The sequence below is a fragment of the Flavobacterium macacae genome, assembly GCF_003865365.1.
Lineage (GTDB): Bacteria > Bacteroidota > Bacteroidia > Flavobacteriales > Flavobacteriaceae > Flavobacterium > Flavobacterium macacae.
The window spans coordinates 119,052-140,111 of record NZ_RQVR01000004.1 but is presented as its reverse complement, the minus strand read 5'-3'; the positions used below and the strand labels follow the sequence as shown (position 1 = coordinate 140,111).

Below are 21,060 nucleotides of genomic sequence, written 5' to 3'. Positions count from 1 at the left end.
TTTTGAACGGGTTAAAACCCGTTCCTATTGAAATTTTGTTGGTAAAAACAACCATTTTATTTCAAAGATTTCTACTTCTTCAAACAAGGAAAAAAGGCATTTATAAAATTAAAGTTTATTTATTTTTTAAGTTATCAAATCAATAAGCGTGGTTTTAACCCGCTCAAAAAAGCAATGAATCTTGATTAACTTTAGCCAAAAACAGTAATTACGTAACACGTTTTTAGATTAAATCAAACAAATACTTTAAGTTAAATTTTTACTTTCTTTAGAATTAAGTAAAATACTGGTTATTAATTTATTATAAAACTATTTGTAGGAAAAAAATAAAAGACAATTTTTATGCGAATATCTTACATAAAAAAAATCCGAAACGTTTGTTTCGGATTTTTTTAATTTTTTTTTATTGGGCAACTGCCTCAAAATTTAAGATGATTTGATTCTTGATTAAATCTTCAAAAGTTTCTCTTTCCCTGATCAAATGGCCTTGTCCTTCGAACCATAAAACTTCTGCAGGTTTGTACCTTGAATTGTAATTGGATGCCATTGAAAAGCAGTACGCTCCGGCATTTCTAAAACACAGCACGTCGCCTTCCTTAATTTCAGCAATGCGCCTGTTGTTTGCAAAAGTATCGGTTTCGCAAATGTATCCCACAACGGAATAAAAACGTTCCTTACCTTTTGGATTTGAAATATTTTCAATCAAATGTGAAGAGCCATAAAGCATCGGACGGATCAAGTGGTTGAAACCGCTGTCGATTCCGGCAAAAACAGTGGACGTTGTTTGTTTGACCACATTTACTTTTGCCAAGAAAAATCCAGCTTCGCTCACCAAAAATTTTCCTGGTTCAAAAGCCAGCGTCAAATCACGGCCATATTCTTTGGTAAAAGCATTGAATCGTTTTGAAAGTTTTTTTCCAAGTTCTTCAATGTCTGTTTCGATGTCGTCTTTTTTGTAGGGCACTTTGAAACCGCTTCCAAAATCTAGGAAATCCAATTCTTTGAAATTTTTTGCAGCATCGAATAAAATTTCTGCCGCATATAAAAACACTTCAATGTCTAAAATATCAGAACCCGTGTGCATGTGGATTCCGTTGATGTGCATTCCGGTATTTGCAACGATTCTCAAAATGTGCGGCATCTGATGTACCGAAATCCCGAATTTGCTATCAATATGTCCTACCGAAATATTAGCGTTTCCGCCCGCCATCACGTGCGGATTGATTCGGATGCAGACTGGTATTTCTGGATATTTAGCTCCAAAATGTTCCAAAATTGATAAATTGTCAATGTTGATTTGCACTCCAAGGTGCGCCACTTCTTCAATTTCTTCAAACGAAACTCCGTTTGGCGTATAAATAATTCTTTCTGGTGAAAAGCCAGCTGTTAATCCTAATTGGACTTCTTGTATGGAAACGGTATCCAGGCCTGAACCGGCTTCTTTTAAAAGCTTTAGGACTGATATGTTTGATAGTGCCTTGACAGCATAATTTATGCGTACGCTTTCTACTTTTGAAAAAGCGTTCGTTAATCTTTTGTATTGCGATTGAATTTTTTCGGCGTCATAAACATAAAGCGGACTTCCGAATTGGTCTGCCAGTTGCAGTAAATCTTTGGTTTGCATAACTCTAATTTCTTTTCAGCAAAATTAAAGATACAGAATGGGATGTGCAAAATAATCAAACAAAAATAACAAAAACAAACAAATGGTTATAAATAAAACTAAACAATCTTAAATTTAGTAATATTCTAACGAATAAATTGGTAATTGACGCCATCTGTTATATTCTCATTAAGATATAAATAGTCAAATCCATATCCGATACACTTTTGATCGCCACTGCCAAAAGAAAGCCAGCGGTAACAATCTTCAGTTGTTATCAGGTTTTCATGAAAAGTATAAGCATAAGTTCCGGTTTCAAAGCCGTCTAGAAGATCAGGATTTGTATTGCTATTAACCACATAAATACTGTCCGCTGTAATTGTCCATTTTATCAGCCCGGGTTCAAATTCAGTTGTCATGCCTGCGATGGTTCCATAAGTTTTGGTGAGTTTCCAAGTTCCGAGATAGGAAGGAAGGTCGTCAGAATAGTCGTCTACAACGCAACTGCTAAATAAATGGCTAAGCTGAATGAGGAAAGTAATTTTATAGTTTTCATAGGTTTCTTTTTTAATCATAGATGCTTCATTTTTAAAAGGTTGCGTCTTTTGGTTTTGTTTTGGAATAAGTGGCAAACCGCACCAATAGCCCAGATTGAAGCGGAAAGCCTTTTTTGAAAAACGACTCTTTTTTGCAAAAGAACAAGAGCGCCCAACGGAAGCTTCTTTTTCTTTTTGGCAAAAAAAGGAGTTTTAAAAAAAGCTTGCAGTGAAAAGCTGGAATGGCTTCAAATAAAAAAGAAAAATCTTTCGTTGATTAGAATCATTTTTGCTATTTTTGTGGCACTTTAAAAAAGTCAAAAAACTTTAATATGGATATACACGAATACCAAGGAAAAGAGATATTAGCCAGCTATGGCGTAAAAGTTCAACGTGGATATGTTGCTAATAATCCACAAGAAGCGGTTGCTGCTGCAAAGCAATTGACTGCTGAAACTGGAACTGGATGGCACGTAATCAAAGCTCAAGTTCACGCAGGTGGAAGAGGAAAAGGTGGTGGTGTTAAGCTTGCTAAAAACTTGCAACAAGTTGAGGAATTGGCTGAGCAAATCATTGGAATGCAATTGATTACGCCTCAAACTTCTGCTGAAGGTAAAAAAGTACACAAGGTTTTAGTTGCTGAGGATGTTTATTATCCTGGTGAAACTGAGACTTCTGAATTTTATATGTCAGTTCTTTTGAACAGAGGAAAAGGCCGCAATATGATTATGTATTCTACTGAAGGTGGAATGGATATTGAAGAAGTTGCTGAGCACACGCCTCATTTAATTTTTACGGAAGAAATTGACCCTAATGTTGGTTTGCAAGGTTTTCAAGCAAGAAGAATTGCTTTCAATTTAGGTCTTTCTGGAAATGCTTTCAAAGAAATGGTGCAGTTCGTTGATGCTTTATACAAAGCGTATATCGGTTCTGATGCTTCTATGTTTGAAATCAACCCGGTTTTAAAAACTTCTGATAACAAAATTATTGCTGTTGATGCAAAAGTGAATTTGGATGACAATGCACTTTACAGACACGCAAAATTAGCGGAATACAGAGACGTTCGTGAAGAGAACCCAATTGAAGTTGAAGCGAAAGCTGCAGGTTTGAACTATGTGGATCTTGACGGAACTGTGGGTTGTATGGTTAACGGTGCTGGTCTTGCCATGGCAACGATGGACTTAATTAAATATGCAGGTTTTGAACCAGCTAACTTCTTGGACGTTGGTGGAACTGCAGATGCGAAGCGTGTGGAATTGGCTTTCAGAATCATCTTGAAAGATCCAAACGTAAAAGCAATTTTGATCAATATCTTTGGAGGAATCGTTCGTTGTGACCGTGTTGCTCAAGGTGTTGTTGATGCTTACAAAAATATGGGAGACGCTATTAAAGTGCCAATCATCGTTCGTTTGCAAGGAACTAACGCTGAAATCGCTAAAGAATTGATTGACAATTCTGGAATGCCGATTTTATCAGCTGTTCAATTCCAAGAAGCTGCTGACCAAGTTCAAGCGGCTTTGTCTTAATCAGACTTTAAGTTATATATTATAGAAAATCCCGAGTTTGCCGCTCGGGATTTTTGTTTTTATGCTTTTTTCAAATCTAAGATTCGTCTGACTTCGTTCAATAATAACGGAAATGCTGGTTCGGCCATTCCGTGGTTGTAGCCGTCGAGTTCTAATAATCTCGTGTCTTTGTGGCCCACAACTTTCATCATTCGCATCAGATAGGCGTTTTCTTCATAGCGTCCTAACATTTCTAATTCTCTGTCGCCTGTAATCAATAACGTCGGTGGCGCATCGTTTCTGACGTGAAATAAAGGCGCATACTCATCAATCGTTGGTTGTTTCTCAGGAATTCCTTTTTCAGCTCTTACCGTGAAATGCGTGATGGTTTGAGCACTAAACGGAATCAATCCTGCAATTTTATTCGCATCGATATTGTGCGCTTTCAAATATTTTTTATCCAAGCCGATCATGGCCGCCAAATAACCTCCGGCAGAATGCCCGGAAACAAAAATGGTAGAAGGATTGCCTCCATATTTTGAAATGTTATTAAACGCCCAAGCCACGGCTGCAGCGCTGTCTTCAATAAATTTTGGTGCTTTCACTTTTGGACTCAAGCGATAATTTACGCCGATAATTGCATAGCCTTTGTTTTTCAGCGCTTCGGGAAGTTCTTTTTTGCCACCAGTTATGCCGCCACCGTGAAACCAAACTATCGTGGCGAAGTCTTTTTTGTTTTCGGGATAATAAATGTCTAAAACACATCTTTCGTTTTGATACGCGTCTATTGATTTTTCTTCGTAATAATAAATATCAGATTCGGTGGTGTATTTTTCTTGTGAGAAACAGAGAAAGGACGAAACTAAAAATAGAAGTAAGGCGATTCTTTTCATTTTGGAAATGATGTAGATTATTTCCAAATATAAAAAATCCCAGAAATTTATGGATTCTAAATTATCTTAAAGTTTAAAAGTGCTTGATAAGGATCGCCTTTTAATTCTAATAATTGCGCAAAAGCGGGCTCGGTTTTAACGCCCGATTCTTTTAATTCGATGATTTTTCTTCGGAAATCTTCTCCGTATTTATTTAAGATTGCTGCTTCAATCAGCATATGGCGATAACCAAACTGCTCTGAAACCGGAAGATTTTGCCCAAAGATTTCAATTTCAAAATCATTTACAAAGAAAGTAGCGATAACCGATACGGAGCCATTAATTTCTCTCTCATAAATCTGAAAATCTTTTTCTTCAGAAAAGTTCTTATTTACAATTTCAATAAAATGATTTTTGTCTTTCCAATAACAAGCAATATCCAAATCACTTGAAGCAATGTCAATGTTAATCGGAATCGTTCCAATCAAAGTCGCATCAAAATCAGAAAGCTTCTGAAGAATCAAATTTTCATTTAAAACTTCAAAAGCTTTTTGCTGTCTTTCTGTTCCCGATTTTAAATAATTTATATTTCTAAAATCAGTCAAAATTTATGCTTTTTTATTCTTTCCGTTGTTGAATTTTACTTTTTCCACCACGCTTACTTTTGGTTCAGGACGTTTTGCCTTGAAGTTTTTTGCTGGCGCTTTTGGAGCAGGTTTCTTCGTGTTTTCTTTTGGAGCAGTTCCTTTTGACGGCGCTTTTGTAAGCAATTGTTTTGCGTTAGCGTTAATCACATCCATCGCATTTTTTGGATCTTCTTTTGTGCCACGAAGATGAATAATCAATCCGTTTAAGAAATTGCGCAACACTTGGTCGCCACATTCCATATAATTGGGATGGTCATCTTTTCTAAAAAAAGCGCCCAATTCGGCAGTTGAAATCCTGAAATCTACCAATAAAAGGATTTCTGCAATTTGGTCGTCACGCAACTGCAATGCCACACGAAGTTTCTTGAATATATCGTTGTTTGTCATAATCTTAATTTATTGCAAAGATAGATTTTATTTTATAGCAAATAATAACCCTGTCGGAGTTTTAAACTCTGACAGGGTTGAAATTCTCAAAAGATGAAATCAAAGCAACCATAAAACCGCTTTCGCAAAACCTTCACGCCATAATTTCTCATTATGCTGGCCGCCTTTGACTTCCATAATTTTATCTAATTTCAAGCATTAACAGCGGTTGTCATCTAAAAGATGTTTCATTTTTCTAATATCTTTCATCATAGCATCACTTTCTGAATCACCGTATAAAAAGTAAATCTTCGCTTTTATTTTGTCTGAATTTTCAGTCATCGTATAAATTTCGTCTGAAAACCAAAACGAAGGAGAAAAAACGCCCGCCTTTCCAAAAACTTCAGGATATTTCAAAACCGCATAATAGGAAACCAAACCGCCGAGCGAACTTCCAAAAATCACGGTATTGTTAGCACTTGGTTTCGTTCTGTAATTTTTATCTACGTAGGGTTTTAGCGTTTTTACAATAAACTCTAAATAAGCATCCGCTTTTCCGCCACCATATTTTTCATTAGGAAAAGGCGTCAATTCTTCTAAACGCTTTTCCTTTCCGTGTTCAATCCCGATTACGATTCCCTTTGTTTTCAAACTATCTAGAGTTTCATCGATATTCCATTCGCCAGCAAAAGAGGTTTTGGCATCAAATAAATTTTGTGCATCGTACATATATATCACAGGATATTTTTTAATCGGAAGTTTTATAATTCTCCGGTAAATAAACCCAAATTTTTTTGGTGGTTTTCAACTGTGGCGCTCCCAATTCAAAAGTAGAAACGTGTGCTGAAGCTGTACTTTCTTGCGCTTTTACATTGGAGATTATTCCGAATAAAAAAAGTAAAATTAAATATCTCAAGGAATTTAGTTTTAAAAGTTAGTGTATTTGTTAAAAGTATTAAATTATAAAATAATTTTTAGAGATAAGTTAGTTTCCAAAAAAACTAAGATATGTTGTTTTAGTTTTTTTAATTATTGGATATGGTATTTTTGAATAAAACAAATTCCAACATTTTAAGCTTTTTTAATTAAAGAGATGTTTGTTTTTTATTTTTTAGTTGTTAATTGATGTTTTTTTAACTAAATTTGAGATTAATAATTAAAATCATTATATATGGAAAAAAGTTACTTTATCAGTTTTAAAAAAGAAATTTTCTTTATTAATGGTATTATTGGCATCTGGCTTTTCAGCCTATGCGCAATTTCCTGCACCATATTGTACTGTTACTTTTACGAATGGCGTTGAGCCAATCACGTTGGTACAAATTGCTGGCATCAACAGCACTTCTTCTGCTGTAATCGGCGGGCCTGAAATTCAGGACTTTACTGCAATGATAGGAAATGTAACTGCTGGAGTCTCTTATCCCATTACATTAAAAGGAAATACCGATGGGATGTACACAAATTATTTTAGGGTTTATATTGATTGGAACCAAAATAATGTCTTCACCGATGCAGGTGAATCTTATGATATCGGTACTATTGTAGGGAGTACTGGTGTGGATGCTGTCATTGTAACAGGAAATATTGCTGTACCTTTAACTGCATTAGGTGGAAGTACTCGTATGAGAGTTATGAAGAGATTTAATACTTATCCAACCGGACCTTGTCAAACAGGTGCAGGATTTGGTCAAGCGGAAGATTATACGCTTGCTGTTACTGCAGGTGCTGCTTGTACTGGAGCACCAACTGTTAGTGCGGCAACTTCTACAGTAACTTCAGCATGTGCGGCAGTACCATTTACATTGAGTGCAACCGTTCCTTCGGCAAGTGGTTTGTCTTACCAATGGCAGTCATCAACAGATGCAGGCGTTACTTGGACTAATTTAGGAACAGCTCAAACTTCAGCATCATACACTGTTGCAAATCAAACCGTAGCCACTTCATACAGATTAATAGTAACGTGCACGCCAAGTTCACAAAGTACGACTTCGGCACCAGTTGCAGTAGCACAGAATATTCCAACGAATTGCTATTGTGTAAATACATTCAATTTTGACTGTACAGACGGTGATTTAATGACGAATGTCACATTTGGTTCCATAAATAATACAACCGCTTGTGGTAATACTACAACGGGGTATACAAATTATTCAGGAACTATAACTCCTGCTGCTGTAGTTGCTGGAGCTACAGTGCCAATTTCTGTAACCGTAGGAAATGGATTTTCAAGTGAATCTGTTGGTGTTTGGATTGATTACAATCAGAATGGGGTTTTTGAAGCGTCAGAATATACGTATGTTGGTACTGGCTCTGGTTCTGTCTTGACATCAAACGTCATTATTCCTGCGACTGCTCTTGACGGAATAACAAGAATGCGTGTTGTTGTTTCAGCAACTATAGGCACAAGCTTTAATGCCACTTTTTCTTGCGGTCCTATAGCTGCAGAAAATAATTATGGTGAGATGGAAGATTACGCTGTTGATATTGATGGTGTATTGTCAACACCGGCATTTAACACTTCAAAATTTGTAATGTATCCAAATCCAACTACTGATATAGTATACGTTAAATTTGAAAATCAAACAGATATAAATTCAATTAATATATATTCAGTTTCTGGACAACTGGTTTTTTCTAAAAAAATAACTTCTTCTTCAGATAATTATTCGATTGATTTACAGCAACTTTCAAGCGGCATTTACATTGTAAAAATTGAAACAGACAAAGGAACTCAGGTAAATCGTCTGATAAAAAATTAAAAAAATAATAATTATAAAACCTGCCCAATTGGGCAGGTTTTTTTATGGATATAATTGTGTAAGCCATAAAATCTTTATTATTCTGACAAAATGAAAAAATAAAAAAAGAAGCTACTATTGATTAGTAACGTTAAGATAAATATCTTGCATATTATCCTTATTGAAAAAATATCTTATGAATACTTACCAAGAAAAATTGAACCTTCTTGCCGAAATGATTGCCTTTTCGGTCGTTGATGGAAATCTTCACAATAGAGAATACCAATTTTTAAGCATTGTTGCGAAAGAATTGCAAATTAAGAAAGAAGATTTCAAGAATCTTTTTCATCAAGAATTGGCTGCAATTCCTATAAAATCTGAAAATCAGCGAATCCAGCAGTTTTATCGATTGGCTTTGCTGATGCATTGCGACGGCATTTTGCACGAAAAAGAAGAAATTGCAATCAAACAAATGGGCGTGAATATGGGCCTGAATCCTTTTGCGATCAAAAGAATTCTAAAGGCGATGCAAGATTCTCCAACCAGAATGATTGATGGAGAAATGTTGTTGAATATTTTTAAAGAACAGTTGAATTAGTTTTATTTTGAGCCAAACGTTAGGCTTCTTTTAAATGAAATTCCCGCTGCAGCAGCTCGCTTTAAACCTGCTTCGCTGGCAGGTTTAAGAGCTCAAACAATTGCAGCATCGGGGCTATTTTCAAAATTTAAGCTTCTTTTAGATCTTTTCCTGCAATGCCTTAATCTCATCACGAAATTTAGCCGCTTGCATAAAATCTAGATCTTTTGCCGCTTTTTCCATTGCTTTTCGGGCATCACGAATTTTCTTTTCAATTTCAGCTTTAGATAAATACAAACTTTCAGGTTCAGCGGCTTTCAAGGCTTGATTTTCAAAATACTGCGTTGAAACCGAATTTTTTGCCAAAGTGCTGTCGATTTTTTTCTTTAAAGCGACGGGTGCTTTTCCGTGTAACGTGTTGTAATTGATCTGTTTTTCACGGCGGTAATTCGTCTGGTCAATCGTTTTTTGCATGCTTGCCGTGATTTTGTCGGCATACATAATTGCTTTTCCGTTCACGTTTCTCGCCGCACGGCCCACAGTTTGTGTCAGCGAACGGTTATTTCTCAAGAAACCTTCTTTGTCAGCATCTAAAATGGCCACAAGCGACACTTCGGGCAAATCCAAACCTTCTCTCAAAAGATTAACTCCGATCAAAACGTCAAAAAGTCCTTTTCTCAAATCTTGCATAATTTCCACGCGTTCTAAAGTATCGACTTCAGAGTGGATATAACGACAGCGAATTGAAACTTTTGTCAAGTATTTTGTCAATTCTTCCGCCATTCTTTTGGTTAATGTGGTAACCAAAACACGTTCATCCACTTCCACGCGCAACTGAATTTCTTCAATCAAATCATCAATCTGGTTCAAACTAGGTCGCACTTCGATTACCGGATCTAACAATCCGGTCGGGCGAATGATTTGTTCCACAAAAACACCTTCTGATTTCTCTAATTCATAATCCGCCGGAGTCGCCGAAACATAAACCACTTGGTTCTGCATTCCTTCAAATTCCTCAAATTTCAACGGACGGTTGTCCATCGCCGCAGGGAGCCTAAAGCCATATTCAACCAAGTTTTCCTTACGCGATCGGTCGCCTCCATACATCGCGTGAACTTGTGAAACCGTCACGTGGCTTTCGTCAATCACCATCAAATAATCTTTCGGGAAATAATCCAAAAGACAGAAGGGACGCGTTCCGGGCAATCTTCCGTCGAGGTAGCGCGAATAATTCTCAATTCCAGAACAATAGCCTAATTCGCGGATCATTTCCAAGTCAAAATTGGTGCGTTCTTCCAAACGTTTTGCTTCTAGATGTTTGCCGATTTGCTTGAAATAATCGACTTGTTTGACTAAATCTTGCTGGATTTCCCAAATCGCTCCGTTCAAAACTTCAGGCGAAGTCACGAACATATTGGCCGGATAAATATTTAGGTCAGTGTATTTTTCTAAAACCTTTGAAGTCTTGGCGTCAAAAGCTTCGATCTCTTCAATTTCATCTCCGAAGAAGTGAATTCTAAAAGGCTCGTCGCCATAACTAGGGAAAACTTCCACCGTGTCGCCTTTGATTCTAAAAGTGCCCGGAGTAAATTCAGCTTCCGTTCTGGCGTACAAACTTTGTACTAATTTATGAAGCAATTTTGTTCTAGAAATCACTTGATTTTTGGCGACAGTAACCACATTTTTCTGAAATTCAACCGGATTTCCGATACCGTACAAACACGAAACCGAAGAAACCACGATAATATCACGGCGTCCAGAAAGTAGGGAAGAAGTCGTGCTCAAACGCATTTTCTCCAACTCTTCATTGATAGATAAATCTTTCTCAATATAGGTTCCCGTTACCGGAATAAAGGCTTCGGGTTGGTAATAATCGTAGTACGAAACAAAATATTCTACCGCATTGTTCGGGAAAAACTGCTTGAATTCAGAGTACAGTTGCGCCGCCAACGTTTTGTTATGCGCCAAAACAAGCGTTGGTTTTTGAACTTCTTGGATGACGTTTGCCATCGTAAACGTTTTTCCAGAACCGGTCACGCCCAAAAGCGTTTGAAAGCGGTCGCCGTTTTCAATTCCGGAGCTTAGTTTTTCAATGGCTTGCGGTTGGTCGCCGGTCGGTTTGTAATCAGAAACTACTTGAAACTTCATAGGTTTTGCGTTGATTTACAAAGATAAAAAATATGTGGCGGGTTTTAAATTGTGTTAACTTTTTATAAAGTTTATACTTTGTATTTTGAAACTGCCCGTTTTTTTTTAAACCAAATTATGAATCTTCGCATATTGCAAAAGCATAATTGTTTTAGCGTCTTTGATTTCGCCAGTTGCAATCATTTCTAATGCTTTTTCAAAAGGAAATTCCAGAACATCGATGTTTTCGTGTTCAGAATCTAAACCGCCACCATCGCTGGTTTTCATTTCTTTTGAATATTCGCCTACGAAAAAGTGAATAATTTCGGTTACGGAACCGGGTGACATATAAGCTTCAAAAACTTTTCTGACCTCGGTCAAAGTGTAGCCTGTTTCTTCTTCGGTTTCGCGCTTGATACATTCTTCGGGATTTTCTTCTTCTAAAAGTCCGGCACAGGCTTCGATGATCATTCCGGTTTTGTTGCCGTTCAGATAGGTTGGAAGTCGGAATTGACGGATTAAGATTACCGTTTTTTTATCTTTATTATAGAGTAGGATTGTGGCTCCGTTTCCTCTGTCGTACACTTCGCGAATTTGGGTTTCTGTGGTTCCGTCGTTTTTTGTGTAGTCGATTGTGACTTTATTTAATGTGTAATGATTGTCAGAAAGTAATTCTGTGAATTTTATTTTGATGGTTGGGTTTTGCATTTTTTTTCTTTTTCGTAAAGGTAAAAAGTTTATTCCTGCAAAGTCTCGAAGACGTAAAAATTTGTTTTAGAAGTTTATTGACGCAAAGATTCAAAGTTTTTTGGAAAGGGAATACGTTTCAGATTTATTCTCGCAAAGTCGGGAAGACGCAAAGTTTTTCTACTCAGAGTTGTCCGGAAGTTTAAAGAAGGTGGAAAGTTTGAGAAATAGCCCCGATGGTGCCATTGTTTGAGCTCTTGCTTTTGCGATTCGCAAAAGTGAAGCGAGTGGCTCCAGCGGGAAAATGGATTTTTGGTAAAGCACTGACAATTCGCTTCAAAAAACTTTTTTATAATTGAGGTGTAATTGCTTCTTTTGGCGCAATGTCTTTTGGACTTCGAAACTTTACTGAAATTTCCAGCTTTTTTGTTGGCTTTCAGATAGGAATGACCAGGCAACGATTCGGCTGGTTTTTTGTCCTTGTGCCATTTCAATGGTTTTGATTGACGATGCTTTTACTTTGTCTATTGTTTTGTAAATGCTTGATAAATGGGAGCTTTTTGAAACTAAAGTGGTAAACCAAAGGCACTGCATTGGGTATTTGGCGCTTTCATAAATCATTTGGTTGATGAACGCAAGTTCGCCTCCTTTCGTCCAAAGTTCGGCGTTTTGGCCTCCGAAATTCAACACTACTTTCTTCGTTTTAGTGTTTTCAAGCGCATTTATTTTTCGCAAAGTACCTTTGTTCGCTTCTTCTTGAGAAGAGTGAAATGGCGGATTGCAGAGCGTGAACGCAAATTTGTCTTCGGGCTGGATGATGTCTTTGAAAATAAAGCGAGAGTTGAGTTGCTGTTGCAAGCTGATGGCACCGTTCAATGACGGATTTTCTTCGATGATTTTCACGCAGTTTTCAAGCGCATTGGCATCGATATCGGTTCCGACGAAATTCCAGCCAAAAGTGCTGTGGCCAATTATTGGATAAATGCAGTTGGCGCCAATACCAATGTCTAGGCCTAAAACGCCGTCACCGTGCGGAATTTCCCCGTTTGTGGAAGCCAATAAATCGGCGATGTAATGAATGTAATCAGCGCGACCGGGAATTGGAGGGCAAAGATAATTTTGTGGAATATCCCAGTTTTTAATGCCGTATTCTGAAGTCAGAATGGCTTTGTTTACCGCTTTTACAGCTTCGGGATTGCTGAAATCTACCGTTTCAATATTGTGCTGGTTGGTGAAAATAAAATTTTTAAGTTCAGGGTTGCTTTCTGCCAATTGCGCAAAATCATATCGAAAACGATGCGGGTTTCGGGGATGCAGGCCTGACTTTTCTTTATTTTTATCGGATTTCATTGCTTAAATTTCAAGGCAAATATAGTGAATCTGTTTTTGTGGATTGACTATAATGGCTTAAGATTGTGACTAGTGTGTCTTACCCTTAATATTATGATACTCAAGTTTTCAATTTTATATGAAATTCGATAGCTGAAAATTTCATAAGCTCTATATTCATCGCTTTTAGGAATTTTCATTTCGTCTCTTTCATAAGTTTCCCAACTGTGTTTAAGGATTTTTGTAGAATCGAATAAAGTATCTGTAACGCGACTTGCTATTGATTCACTTTTTGAAGTTTCCAGCAAATAGAAGTAAATTTCTTGTAGTTGATTTAGTGCGGTTTCTGTCCAGATTATTTCTTTTTCCATTCTTCGATTTTATCTTTTGCTTGGCTTTGAGTGTATAATCTTCCGGCAGTGATGTCTTCTTCCGCTTTTAAAAGCTCCTCATTATAATTTTCAGAATAATTTTTTGAAGAAGTTTTACTTTCTAAAATAGTCATAATGGCTTCCAAATATCGAATATCATCAATTTCGGAAATTTTAGAAATAAGAATATTTTTAAGTTCTAGAGTATCCATATCAGGCATTTAATTTATACGAATTTACGAAAAAAATCAATCAAAACATTCCATCATCAGCAAATCTCCATTGGTGTGTTCGATGGTAACAATGCCGTCATTGGCAACTTGATTACTGCTTCCAGTTCGGTACCCGATGGTTAACGTTTCATTGCTTAGAGGATAATCTAAATTGGCAGAAGTTATTCCGGTTACTGTTCCGACAGGGATTATTGAAATAGGAAAACCTTTTGGGTACCATTTTTCATAACGTTTTGGCAATTGAAAAATCTTGGAATAATCATCTAAGATTACGATTTTCAGTTGGTTTTGGAAACGCACGATATTGGTCATATTGGTGATCGTGTGGTCGGCTCTTCTTCCGGTTGCCCAAATCACGTTTGCCGCTTTATGGCCTTTTTCAATTAAATACTCAAAAGCTTTTTCGAGGTCGGTTTTGTCTTGGTCTGGAGCGTACACGATTTCTAGGGGAAATTGTTTTTCACGATAATATTCTGGGTCAAAACCGCGGTCAAAATCGCCTAATAAAACATCGACTTTTATGCCTAATTCTAAAACACGTTCGATTGCTGAATCTAAAACGATCACCAATGGCGACCATTCTAATAATTGTCCCAATAATTCATTGTTGCACGAAGCGCCATTGGCAATGATTAAAGCGGGTTCTTGGTCGTCGCGAACGATGTGGTGTGAGGACATTTTATGGGTTTAAGGTTTTGGGTGAAAGGTTCAGAGCTTTCGATTTTTACTATTTTCAAATGTAAATATAAAAAAAGACGACCGTTTAAAGTCGTCTTTTCTATAAAATATAAATTTAGCTTATGCCAATTTAGCCAAAGCGTTGTTTAACGTTTCACTTGGTCGCATTGCTTTGTCTGTCAATTTGAAATCTGGTTTGTAGTAACCGCCAATTGCTTGGTGTTTTCCTTGAGAACCAATTAATTCTTCGTTGATTTTCGCTTCGTTGTCTGTCAACTCTTTAGCAATTTCAGTAAAAGTTGCTTTCAATTCAGCATCTTTATCTTGAGTAGCCAAAGCTTGAGCCCAGTACAAAGCGATGTAAAAATGAGAACCTCTGTTGTCAATCTGACCTACTTTTCTGGCAGGAGATTTGTCGTTTTCTAAGAATTTTTCTGTTGCTTGATCTAACGTTTCAGATAAAACCAACGCTTTAGAATTGTTCAAAGATTGCCCTAAATGCTCCAAAGAAACGCCTAAAGCCAAGAACTCTCCAAGAGAATCCCAACGCAAATATCCTTCTTCAATAAATTGCTCCACGTGTTTTGGTGCAGAACCGCCAGCTCCTGTTTCAAACAAGCCGCCACCGTTCATCAATGGAACGATAGAAAGCATTTTTGCAGAAGTTCCTAATTCTAAAATAGGGAATAAGTCCGTTAAATAATCACGCAAAACGTTTCCGGTTACAGAAATCGTGTCTTTTCCGTCTTTGATTCTTTCCAAAGAGAAATTTGTTGCCGCAACAGGATTTAAGATTTGAATGTCCAATCCAGTTGTATCGTGGTCTTTCAAGTATAAATTTACTTTTTCAATCAATTGTCTGTCGTGCGCTCTGTTTTCATCCAACCAAAAAACCGCTGGTGTTTCAGATAATCTTGCTCTGTTTACCGCCAGTTTTACCCAGTCTTGAATCGGAGCGTCTTTCACTTGGCACATTCTGAAGATATCGCCTTTTTCTACTTTTTGCTCTAACAGCGTTTCTCCTTTTGAGTTGATTACTTTTACAGTTCCGTCGGCTTCCATCTGGAACGTCTTGTCGTGAGAACCATATTCTTCAGCAGCTTGAGCCATTAAACCAACGTTTGGAACACTTCCCATTGTTGTCGGGTCAAAAGCACCGTGTTTTTTACAGAAATCAATCGTAGCTACATAAACTCCAGCATAAGAACGGTCTGGAATAATTGCTTTTGTATCTTGCCCTTTTCCTTCTTTGTTCCACATTTGACCAGAAGTTCTGATCATAGCTGGCATTGAAGCATCAACAATTACGTCAGAAGGAACGTGAAGATTCGTGATTCCTTTATCTGAATTTACCATTGCCAAAGCCGGTGAATTCGCATAAACTTCCTCAATTGCAGCTTCTACTTCTGCTTGTTTTTCGTGTCCTGCGATTTTTGCATACACATCGCCAAAACCGTTTTTAGTATTTACACCCAATGCAGCGAAAAGCGTAGCATATTTTTCAAAAACTGGAGCATAGAAAACGTCCACGATGGCACCAAAGATAATCGGGTCAGAAACCTTCATCATCGTTGCTTTCAAGTGAACTGAGAACAAAACACCTTTTGCTTTTGCATCTTCAATTTCTTTAGAAACGAAGCTTTTCAACGCTTTTACGCTCAAAACAGCGCTATCAATAATTTCTCCCGCTTTCAACGGAGAATTGTCTTTTAATACTTTTGAAGTTCCGTCGTTTCCAACGAATTCAATTTTAAAAGTGTCAGCGTCTTTTACAGTTACTGATTTTTCACTTCCGTAAAAATCACCTTCGCTCATTGAAGCCACGTGAGTTTTTGAATCTGGACTCCAGGCACCCATGGAATGCGGGTGTTTTTTTGCGTAGTTTTTAACCGCTTTCGGAGCTCTTCTGTCCGAGTTTCCTTCGCGCAAAACCGGATTTACAGCCGATCCCAAAACTTTTGCATATTTAGCTTTTGCCGCTTTTTCTTCTTCTGTCTGTGGATTTTCTACAAATTCAGGAAGTTTGTAACCCAAAGATTGCAATTCCTTAATCACTTCTTTCAACTGAGGAACCGAAGCCGAAATATTGGGTAATTTGATGATATTTGCTTCAGGAGTCGTTGCCAAAGTTCCCAATTCAATCAAATCATTTTCAATTCTTTGTTCTGGAGTCAAATATTCGCCAAGGTTTGCGATAATCCTTCCTGCCAACGAAATATCTTTAGTCTCCACAGTGATTCCCGCAGGAGCCGTAAAGGATTGTACAATCGGTAAAAAAGAGTGGGTGGCTAACATCGGCGCTTCGTCCGTAATCGTATAAAAAATCTTAGCTTTATCTGACATTTTCGAAAAATTTGTTTGTTTATTTTTTACTTGTAAGGTTTGCAAAGATAAGAAAATGAGCGCGATTTATAGAATTTCAATACCTCGAAATCGTTTGATTTAAGAAATTGACAATTAAAAGTTTAATAATTGAGAAATCGATAAAAACCATTCTAATTTTAACGTAGAATTTTTACTAGAAGTCAAACTTTTAGGTTTTTTCGGGAGGCTCAATTCCCGCTTTTTGTTGCAATCTTTTGCGGTGCGGAAAAACACCACAAAAGGATTTTTACTTCAATCGGGGCTATTTGAGAAAGTTTCTGGAATCTCTGGAAACTTGCGAATCATGACGTGAATAAATTGCCGAAATTCATGGCGAGAAACGAAACATTCACCGAATGAATGTTCAAAAATAAAATCTGATAAATATTAATGCAAAAAAAAATCCCGACATACATCGGGATTTTTTATAAAAAAAAGATAGCTGACTATCTTCTTCTGTCTTTAATTTTTGCTTTTTTACCAGTAAGTTCTCTGAAGTAGAAAATTCTTGCTCTACGAACTTTACCTGTTTTGTTGATTTCAACTTTTTGCAAAGCTGGCATATTCACTGGGAAGATACGCTCAACACCTACAGCTCCTGACATTTTACGGATTGTAAAAGTTTCAGTTGCTCCAGCACCTCTTCTTTGGATTACAACTCCTTTGAAGAACTGAGTTCTTGTTTTTTCACCCTCTTTAATTTCGTAGTAAACTGTGATTGTGTCTCCAGCTCCGAAAGTTGGGAAATCTTTTCTTGTAACAAATTCGTCATTAACGAATTTCATCAAATCTGCCATTTTTGTTTGATTTAAAGTGTTTCATTAGAGCAACATACGCGCATTTCGCCAGAGGTTGGTCCAAAGTGGGTGCAAAGGTATAAAAAGTTATGAATTATGAGTTATGAATTATGAGTTTTTTTCTTTAATTTGATAGAAGATTTTTGAATTAAGAAAAAATGTAAAACAAACTTTAAAAAGAACAATCAATATTTTTTTTCGGTTCCGTGAATAATTTCAAAATGACTCTTAGCATTTTTTACACTTTGAATCCATTCTTCTCGAGAATTTGTTTTTTTTAATTCAGAAATTCTAGCAAGAAAATATTCTCTTAATTCTTCTGTATTCATTTCATTAGGAGTTTGTTTAAAAATGACTTCAAATTTCCAAACATTAGGTATGAACTTTAGCCAAATTCTCCATTTTTCTTTGATTTCAGATTTTCTAATGGCAAGAAATAATACACCGTTACTATCACAAAATAACATATTCTTATATTATTTATCAAATACAGAATCTTCGTTTGTATAAATAAATTTGTCATAAGATATATATTCTGACATATCTTCGTTGTCATTCCATTTTTCAACAGATATATTAATAATTGGAAATTTCATAATTATGAGTTTTTCTTCTAAAGAAATTAATTACGAATTATTCCAATAAAATGAAAGGCTTAAAATCTGCATCTGTGGTAATTCGTAATTTCAAATTCGTAATTATTATCTATCAAGCAAATCCGGTCTTCTATTTTTAGTGTGTTCAAATGCCATATCTTCGCGCCATTGCTCAATTTTTTTGGCGTGACCGCTTAGCAAAACATCTGGAACTTTCCAACCTTTATACTCTGCCGGTCTTGTGTAAATTGGTGGCGAAAGCAAATTATCTTGGAAACTATCCGTCAAAGCGGAAGTTTCGTCTGTCAGAACTCCAGGAATCAAACGAATTAAAGCATCTGATAAAACAATCGCGCCTAATTCTCCGCCAGATAAAACATAATCTCCAATAGAAATTTCCTTGGTAATAAAATGATCGCGCACTCTCTGGTCCACGCCTTTATAATGACCGCAAAGAATAATTATGTTTTCAAGAGACGACATTTGGTTGGCCATTCCTTGGTTCAACGTTTCCCCGTCAGGCGTCATATAAATAATTTCGTCATAAGAACGCTCACTTTTTAAAAACGAAATGCAATCGTCAATCGGCTGGATGTTCATTACCATTCCGGCGCCACCGCCAAATTGATAGTCGTCAACGCTTTTCTGCTTGTTGGTTGTGTAATCTCTTAAATTGTGAAAATGAACTTCCACCAAGCCTTTATCAATGGCTCTTTTCATAATAGAAGCTTCAAAAGGGCTTCGTAATAAGTCGGGAAGTAACGTGATAATATCGATCCTCATGTGAAGAATTTGTGATTTATAAATTTATGATTTTTGCTATCGTGAAATCATAAATTCGAAATAAAATTATTTTTGTTAAGCGCCAAATTGCTTTAAATGGTGGTCCAAATGTTTCCAATGCAAATGTCCCCATTCGTCATCATTTAGCTCCCCAAAAAAAGGATGCTTTTTATTTTTTATAGAAGCTGGGCCTTCTTCTGAAAATTTAGCAATCATCAAAATCAGGCTCTTTTTTGATTTTTCAAAATCAGGATGCCCTTTTACTATAAATTCTTTTGCAGTGGGCAGATCTCGTCTCAAAGGAGTTTCACCGGTAAAACTTTTTTTCATGAATTTAGCAAAGAAAGAGGTTAAAAAACCTACTTTTATTTGCATTTCTCCAAACGCAACCTTAATGGGCATTTGGCAATGAACCAGCATTTGGCTTACATTCATGGTTCCCCATTCGTTGTGGGTTATCGCGGTCAGGCTGTTGATACGCTCGATGATTTTTTGGTTTCCTTCTGGATGAAAAACACTGTTCATAAGGTGGGACGTTTAGGTTCTATAAACAGATAATTTAATTTTTCTGTGATGCAAATTTAAGCAAATATCAAGTTTGTTTGTTTCACTTACAAGTGTAATTTGTATTTATTTTTACATTTTAATTCGTAATTTTGCCTATTCAAAATAAAACAAATAAAATGGAAAACGGAATATACGCAAAATTCAATACTCCAAAGGGGTCGATTTTAGTGAAATTAACGCATGATAAAACGCCAGGAACTGTTGGAAACTTTGTTGCATTGGCAGAAGGAAATTTAGAAAACAAATCAAGACCACAGGGAAAACCGTTTTACGACGGATTAAAATTCCACCGTGTTATTCCTGATTTTATGGTTCAAGGCGGTTGTCCACAAGGAACTGGAACAGGCGGTCCGGGTTACCAATTTGATGATGAATTTCACCCAGAATTGAAACACAACCGCCCGGGAGTTTTGTCTATGGCAAACTCTGGTCCAGGTTCAAACGGGTCACAGTTTTTCATCACGCACATTCCAACGGACTGGTTAGATAACAAGCATACTGTTTTTGGCCACGTTGTTGAAGGACAGGATGTTGTTGATGCAATTGCGCAAGGTGACGAAATTGAAAGCCTTGAAATCGTTCGCGAAGGGGAAGAAGCAAAAGCTTGGAATGCTGTAGAAGCGTTTAGAACTTTTGAAGGTTCTCGTGCAAAACGCGAAGCGAAAGTAAAAGAAGACGCAGAAGCGCAAATGGAAAAATTGGCTGCAGGTTTTGATAAAACAGAAAGCGGCCTTCGTTATAAAATGATCCAAAAAGGAAACGGTAAAAAAGCAGAAAACGGTAAAACGGTTTCAGTTCACTACACCGGACAATTGGAAGACGGAAAAGTGTTTGATTCTTCCTACCCAAGAAAAAAACCAATTGAATTTCCATTAGGAAGAGGAAATGTAATCGAAGGATGGGATGAAGGCATCGCATTGTTGCAAGTAGGTGACAAAGCGCGTTTCGTTATTCCATCACACTTGGGTTACGGATCTCGTGGCGCTGGGGGCGCAATTCCGCCAAATGCTACTTTGATTTTCGACGTAGAATTAATGGACGTGAAATAATCACATTCTAAATTATATTTAAAAGCACTCTATTTCAGGGTGCTTTTTTATTTGGAATCATTTTGCTTTTGTATTTTTGCTGTTATAAATTATTCGTATGCGTTATTTACTTTTTCTTTTTTTGCTGCTTTCTTTTTCCGCCAAAGCTCAAATTCCGGTACATTGCGGTTATGATTTTAATTCGTATTTTGTTTTAAACGTTCACGAATCTGGTAAAATAGAATCGGTCCACGGCTTGAAAATTTCGATTGTGAATGCTTTGGGAATCGAAATTGTCAACGCAAAAAATGAATTCAGTTGGGTCGATTCGGAAAAGCCGATGCTATTTACATCTAATTATAAAGTTGACGATAACGGCAAAAAAATTACGGCAGGGTCAAAGGTTTCAAAAGAACGCTGGAATTTTCCTTTTGCCAAGGATCACTATTTGCTTTCGGTTAAAAGTACTTTTCCGGCTGATGATTTTAGCGTAAAAATTGAAGATGTTGACGGCGATTTAAATGGGAGTTTTAAAACGCAATTTGTGAAATTAGCGCCTTATAATATGTATGTTTTGTGTTCAAGCAAAGCGCGCGAAGTGCAATTTGGCCCAAAAGGGAATCGCCCGATTGATATTGTTTTAGAAAGGAAATAAA

Annotated in this window: 23 protein-coding genes; 5 read left to right on the top strand and 18 right to left on the bottom strand. The window is 36.8% G+C overall.

Going from position 1 to position 21,060, the window contains the following annotated elements:
* Positions 1–403: 403 nt before the first annotated feature.
* Positions 404–1,624 (bottom strand): diaminopimelate decarboxylase, encoded by a 1,221-nt coding sequence (gene lysA, locus EG849_RS05230; protein WP_125012034.1) that lies wholly within the window; start codon positions 1,622–1,624, stop codon positions 404–406.
* Between the two features lie 125 nt (positions 1,625–1,749).
* Positions 1,750–2,178 carry a hypothetical protein gene (locus EG849_RS05225; RefSeq protein ID WP_125012033.1) on the bottom strand — a complete coding sequence of 143 codons (429 nt, stop codon included), beginning with the start codon at positions 2,176–2,178 and terminating at the stop codon, positions 1,750–1,752.
* A gap of 293 nt (positions 2,179–2,471) precedes the next feature.
* Here EG849_RS05225 and sucC point away from each other — a divergent pair, with 293 nt between their 5' ends.
* The gene (gene sucC, locus EG849_RS05220; RefSeq protein ID WP_125012032.1) at positions 2,472–3,665 is read left to right on the top strand and encodes an ADP-forming succinate--CoA ligase subunit beta; all 1,194 of its coding nucleotides are present in this window, start codon (positions 2,472–2,474) and stop codon (positions 3,663–3,665) included.
* 59 nt (positions 3,666–3,724) lie between these two features.
* Here sucC and EG849_RS05215 read toward each other — a convergent pair whose 3' ends face one another.
* The 5 genes from EG849_RS05215 to EG849_RS16030 form a co-directional block, all read right to left on the bottom strand.
* Complete coding sequence (locus EG849_RS05215) at positions 3,725–4,537, bottom strand: alpha/beta hydrolase (protein ID WP_125012031.1); 813 nt, start codon at positions 4,535–4,537, stop codon at positions 3,725–3,727.
* 56 nt (positions 4,538–4,593) lie between these two features.
* Positions 4,594–5,121: a DUF4269 domain-containing protein gene (locus EG849_RS05210; RefSeq protein WP_125012030.1), complete on the bottom strand. Its 528-nt coding sequence runs from the start codon at positions 5,119–5,121 to the stop codon at positions 4,594–4,596.
* A 3-nt stretch (positions 5,122–5,124) separates the two neighbouring features.
* Entirely contained in the window at positions 5,125–5,550 is a 426-nt protein-coding gene (locus tag EG849_RS05205; protein ID WP_125012029.1) for a DUF1456 family protein, read from the bottom strand.
* A 198-nt stretch (positions 5,551–5,748) separates the two neighbouring features.
* Positions 5,749–6,258: an alpha/beta hydrolase gene (locus EG849_RS05200; protein WP_317125186.1), complete on the bottom strand. Its 510-nt coding sequence runs from the start codon at positions 6,256–6,258 to the stop codon at positions 5,749–5,751.
* Positions 6,259–6,277: 19 nt separating this feature from the next.
* A complete protein-coding gene (locus tag EG849_RS16030; RefSeq protein ID WP_317125185.1) occupies positions 6,278–6,445 on the bottom strand; it encodes a hypothetical protein in 168 nt (55 codons plus the stop codon).
* 304 nt (positions 6,446–6,749) lie between these two features.
* Between EG849_RS16030 and EG849_RS05195 the strand changes: the two genes are divergently transcribed.
* Both EG849_RS05195 and EG849_RS05190 read left to right on the top strand, forming a co-directional pair.
* The gene (locus tag EG849_RS05195) at positions 6,750–8,288 is read left to right on the top strand and encodes a T9SS type A sorting domain-containing protein (protein ID WP_125012028.1); all 1,539 of its coding nucleotides are present in this window, start codon (positions 6,750–6,752) and stop codon (positions 8,286–8,288) included.
* A gap of 175 nt (positions 8,289–8,463) precedes the next feature.
* Positions 8,464–8,865 carry an excinuclease ABC subunit B gene (locus EG849_RS05190; RefSeq protein WP_125012027.1) on the top strand — a complete coding sequence of 134 codons (402 nt, stop codon included), beginning with the start codon at positions 8,464–8,466 and terminating at the stop codon, positions 8,863–8,865.
* A 138-nt stretch (positions 8,866–9,003) separates the two neighbouring features.
* Here EG849_RS05190 and uvrB read toward each other — a convergent pair whose 3' ends face one another.
* The 11 genes from uvrB to EG849_RS05135 all read right to left on the bottom strand — a co-directional run bounded on the left by uvrB (position 9,004) and on the right by EG849_RS05135 (position 19,334).
* Positions 9,004–10,992, bottom strand: a complete 1,989-nt coding sequence (gene uvrB / locus EG849_RS05185) for an excinuclease ABC subunit UvrB (protein ID WP_125012026.1) — start codon at positions 10,990–10,992, stop codon at positions 9,004–9,006.
* A gap of 105 nt (positions 10,993–11,097) precedes the next feature.
* Positions 11,098–11,679, bottom strand: a complete 582-nt coding sequence (gene nudK / locus EG849_RS05180; protein ID WP_125012025.1) for a GDP-mannose pyrophosphatase NudK — start codon at positions 11,677–11,679, stop codon at positions 11,098–11,100.
* Between the two features lie 384 nt (positions 11,680–12,063).
* Entirely contained in the window at positions 12,064–13,008 is a 945-nt protein-coding gene (rlmF, locus tag EG849_RS05175) for a 23S rRNA (adenine(1618)-N(6))-methyltransferase RlmF (protein WP_125012024.1), read from the bottom strand.
* A gap of 47 nt (positions 13,009–13,055) precedes the next feature.
* On the bottom strand, positions 13,056–13,358 hold the full coding sequence (locus EG849_RS05170; RefSeq protein WP_125012023.1) for a type II toxin-antitoxin system RelE/ParE family toxin: 303 nt from the start codon (positions 13,356–13,358) through the stop codon (positions 13,056–13,058).
* Positions 13,343–13,570, bottom strand: a complete 228-nt coding sequence (locus EG849_RS05165; protein ID WP_125012022.1) for a hypothetical protein — start codon at positions 13,568–13,570, stop codon at positions 13,343–13,345. The genes EG849_RS05170 and EG849_RS05165 overlap by 16 nt, the downstream gene beginning before the upstream one ends.
* Positions 13,571–13,606: 36 nt before the next feature.
* Entirely contained in the window at positions 13,607–14,269 is a 663-nt protein-coding gene (locus EG849_RS05160; RefSeq protein ID WP_125012021.1) for a thiamine diphosphokinase, read from the bottom strand.
* A 120-nt stretch (positions 14,270–14,389) separates the two neighbouring features.
* Positions 14,390–16,612, bottom strand: a complete 2,223-nt coding sequence (locus EG849_RS05155) for an NADP-dependent isocitrate dehydrogenase (protein ID WP_125012020.1) — start codon at positions 16,610–16,612, stop codon at positions 14,390–14,392.
* Between the two features lie 467 nt (positions 16,613–17,079).
* Positions 17,080–17,430: a 50S ribosomal protein L19 gene (gene rplS, locus EG849_RS05150; RefSeq protein ID WP_125012019.1), complete on the bottom strand. Its 351-nt coding sequence runs from the start codon at positions 17,428–17,430 to the stop codon at positions 17,080–17,082.
* Between the two features lie 185 nt (positions 17,431–17,615).
* Positions 17,616–17,897 (bottom strand): hypothetical protein, encoded by a 282-nt coding sequence (locus EG849_RS15700; RefSeq protein ID WP_125012018.1) that lies wholly within the window; start codon positions 17,895–17,897, stop codon positions 17,616–17,618.
* Positions 17,898–18,131: 234 nt separating this feature from the next.
* Entirely contained in the window at positions 18,132–18,809 is a 678-nt protein-coding gene (trmD, locus tag EG849_RS05140; protein ID WP_125012017.1) for a tRNA (guanosine(37)-N1)-methyltransferase TrmD, read from the bottom strand.
* Positions 18,810–18,884: 75 nt separating this feature from the next.
* On the bottom strand, positions 18,885–19,334 hold the full coding sequence (locus tag EG849_RS05135; protein WP_125012016.1) for a DUF1569 domain-containing protein: 450 nt from the start codon (positions 19,332–19,334) through the stop codon (positions 18,885–18,887).
* 158 nt (positions 19,335–19,492) lie between these two features.
* On the opposite strand from EG849_RS05135, the gene EG849_RS05130 reads away from it, so the two are divergent.
* Positions 19,493–20,425, top strand: coding sequence for a peptidylprolyl isomerase (locus tag EG849_RS05130; RefSeq protein WP_125012015.1), 933 nt, complete (start codon positions 19,493–19,495; stop codon positions 20,423–20,425).
* Between the two features lie 97 nt (positions 20,426–20,522).
* Positions 20,523–21,059 (top strand): hypothetical protein, encoded by a 537-nt coding sequence (locus EG849_RS05125; protein WP_125012014.1) that lies wholly within the window; start codon positions 20,523–20,525, stop codon positions 21,057–21,059.
* The last annotated feature ends 1 nt before the right edge of the window (position 21,060 follow it).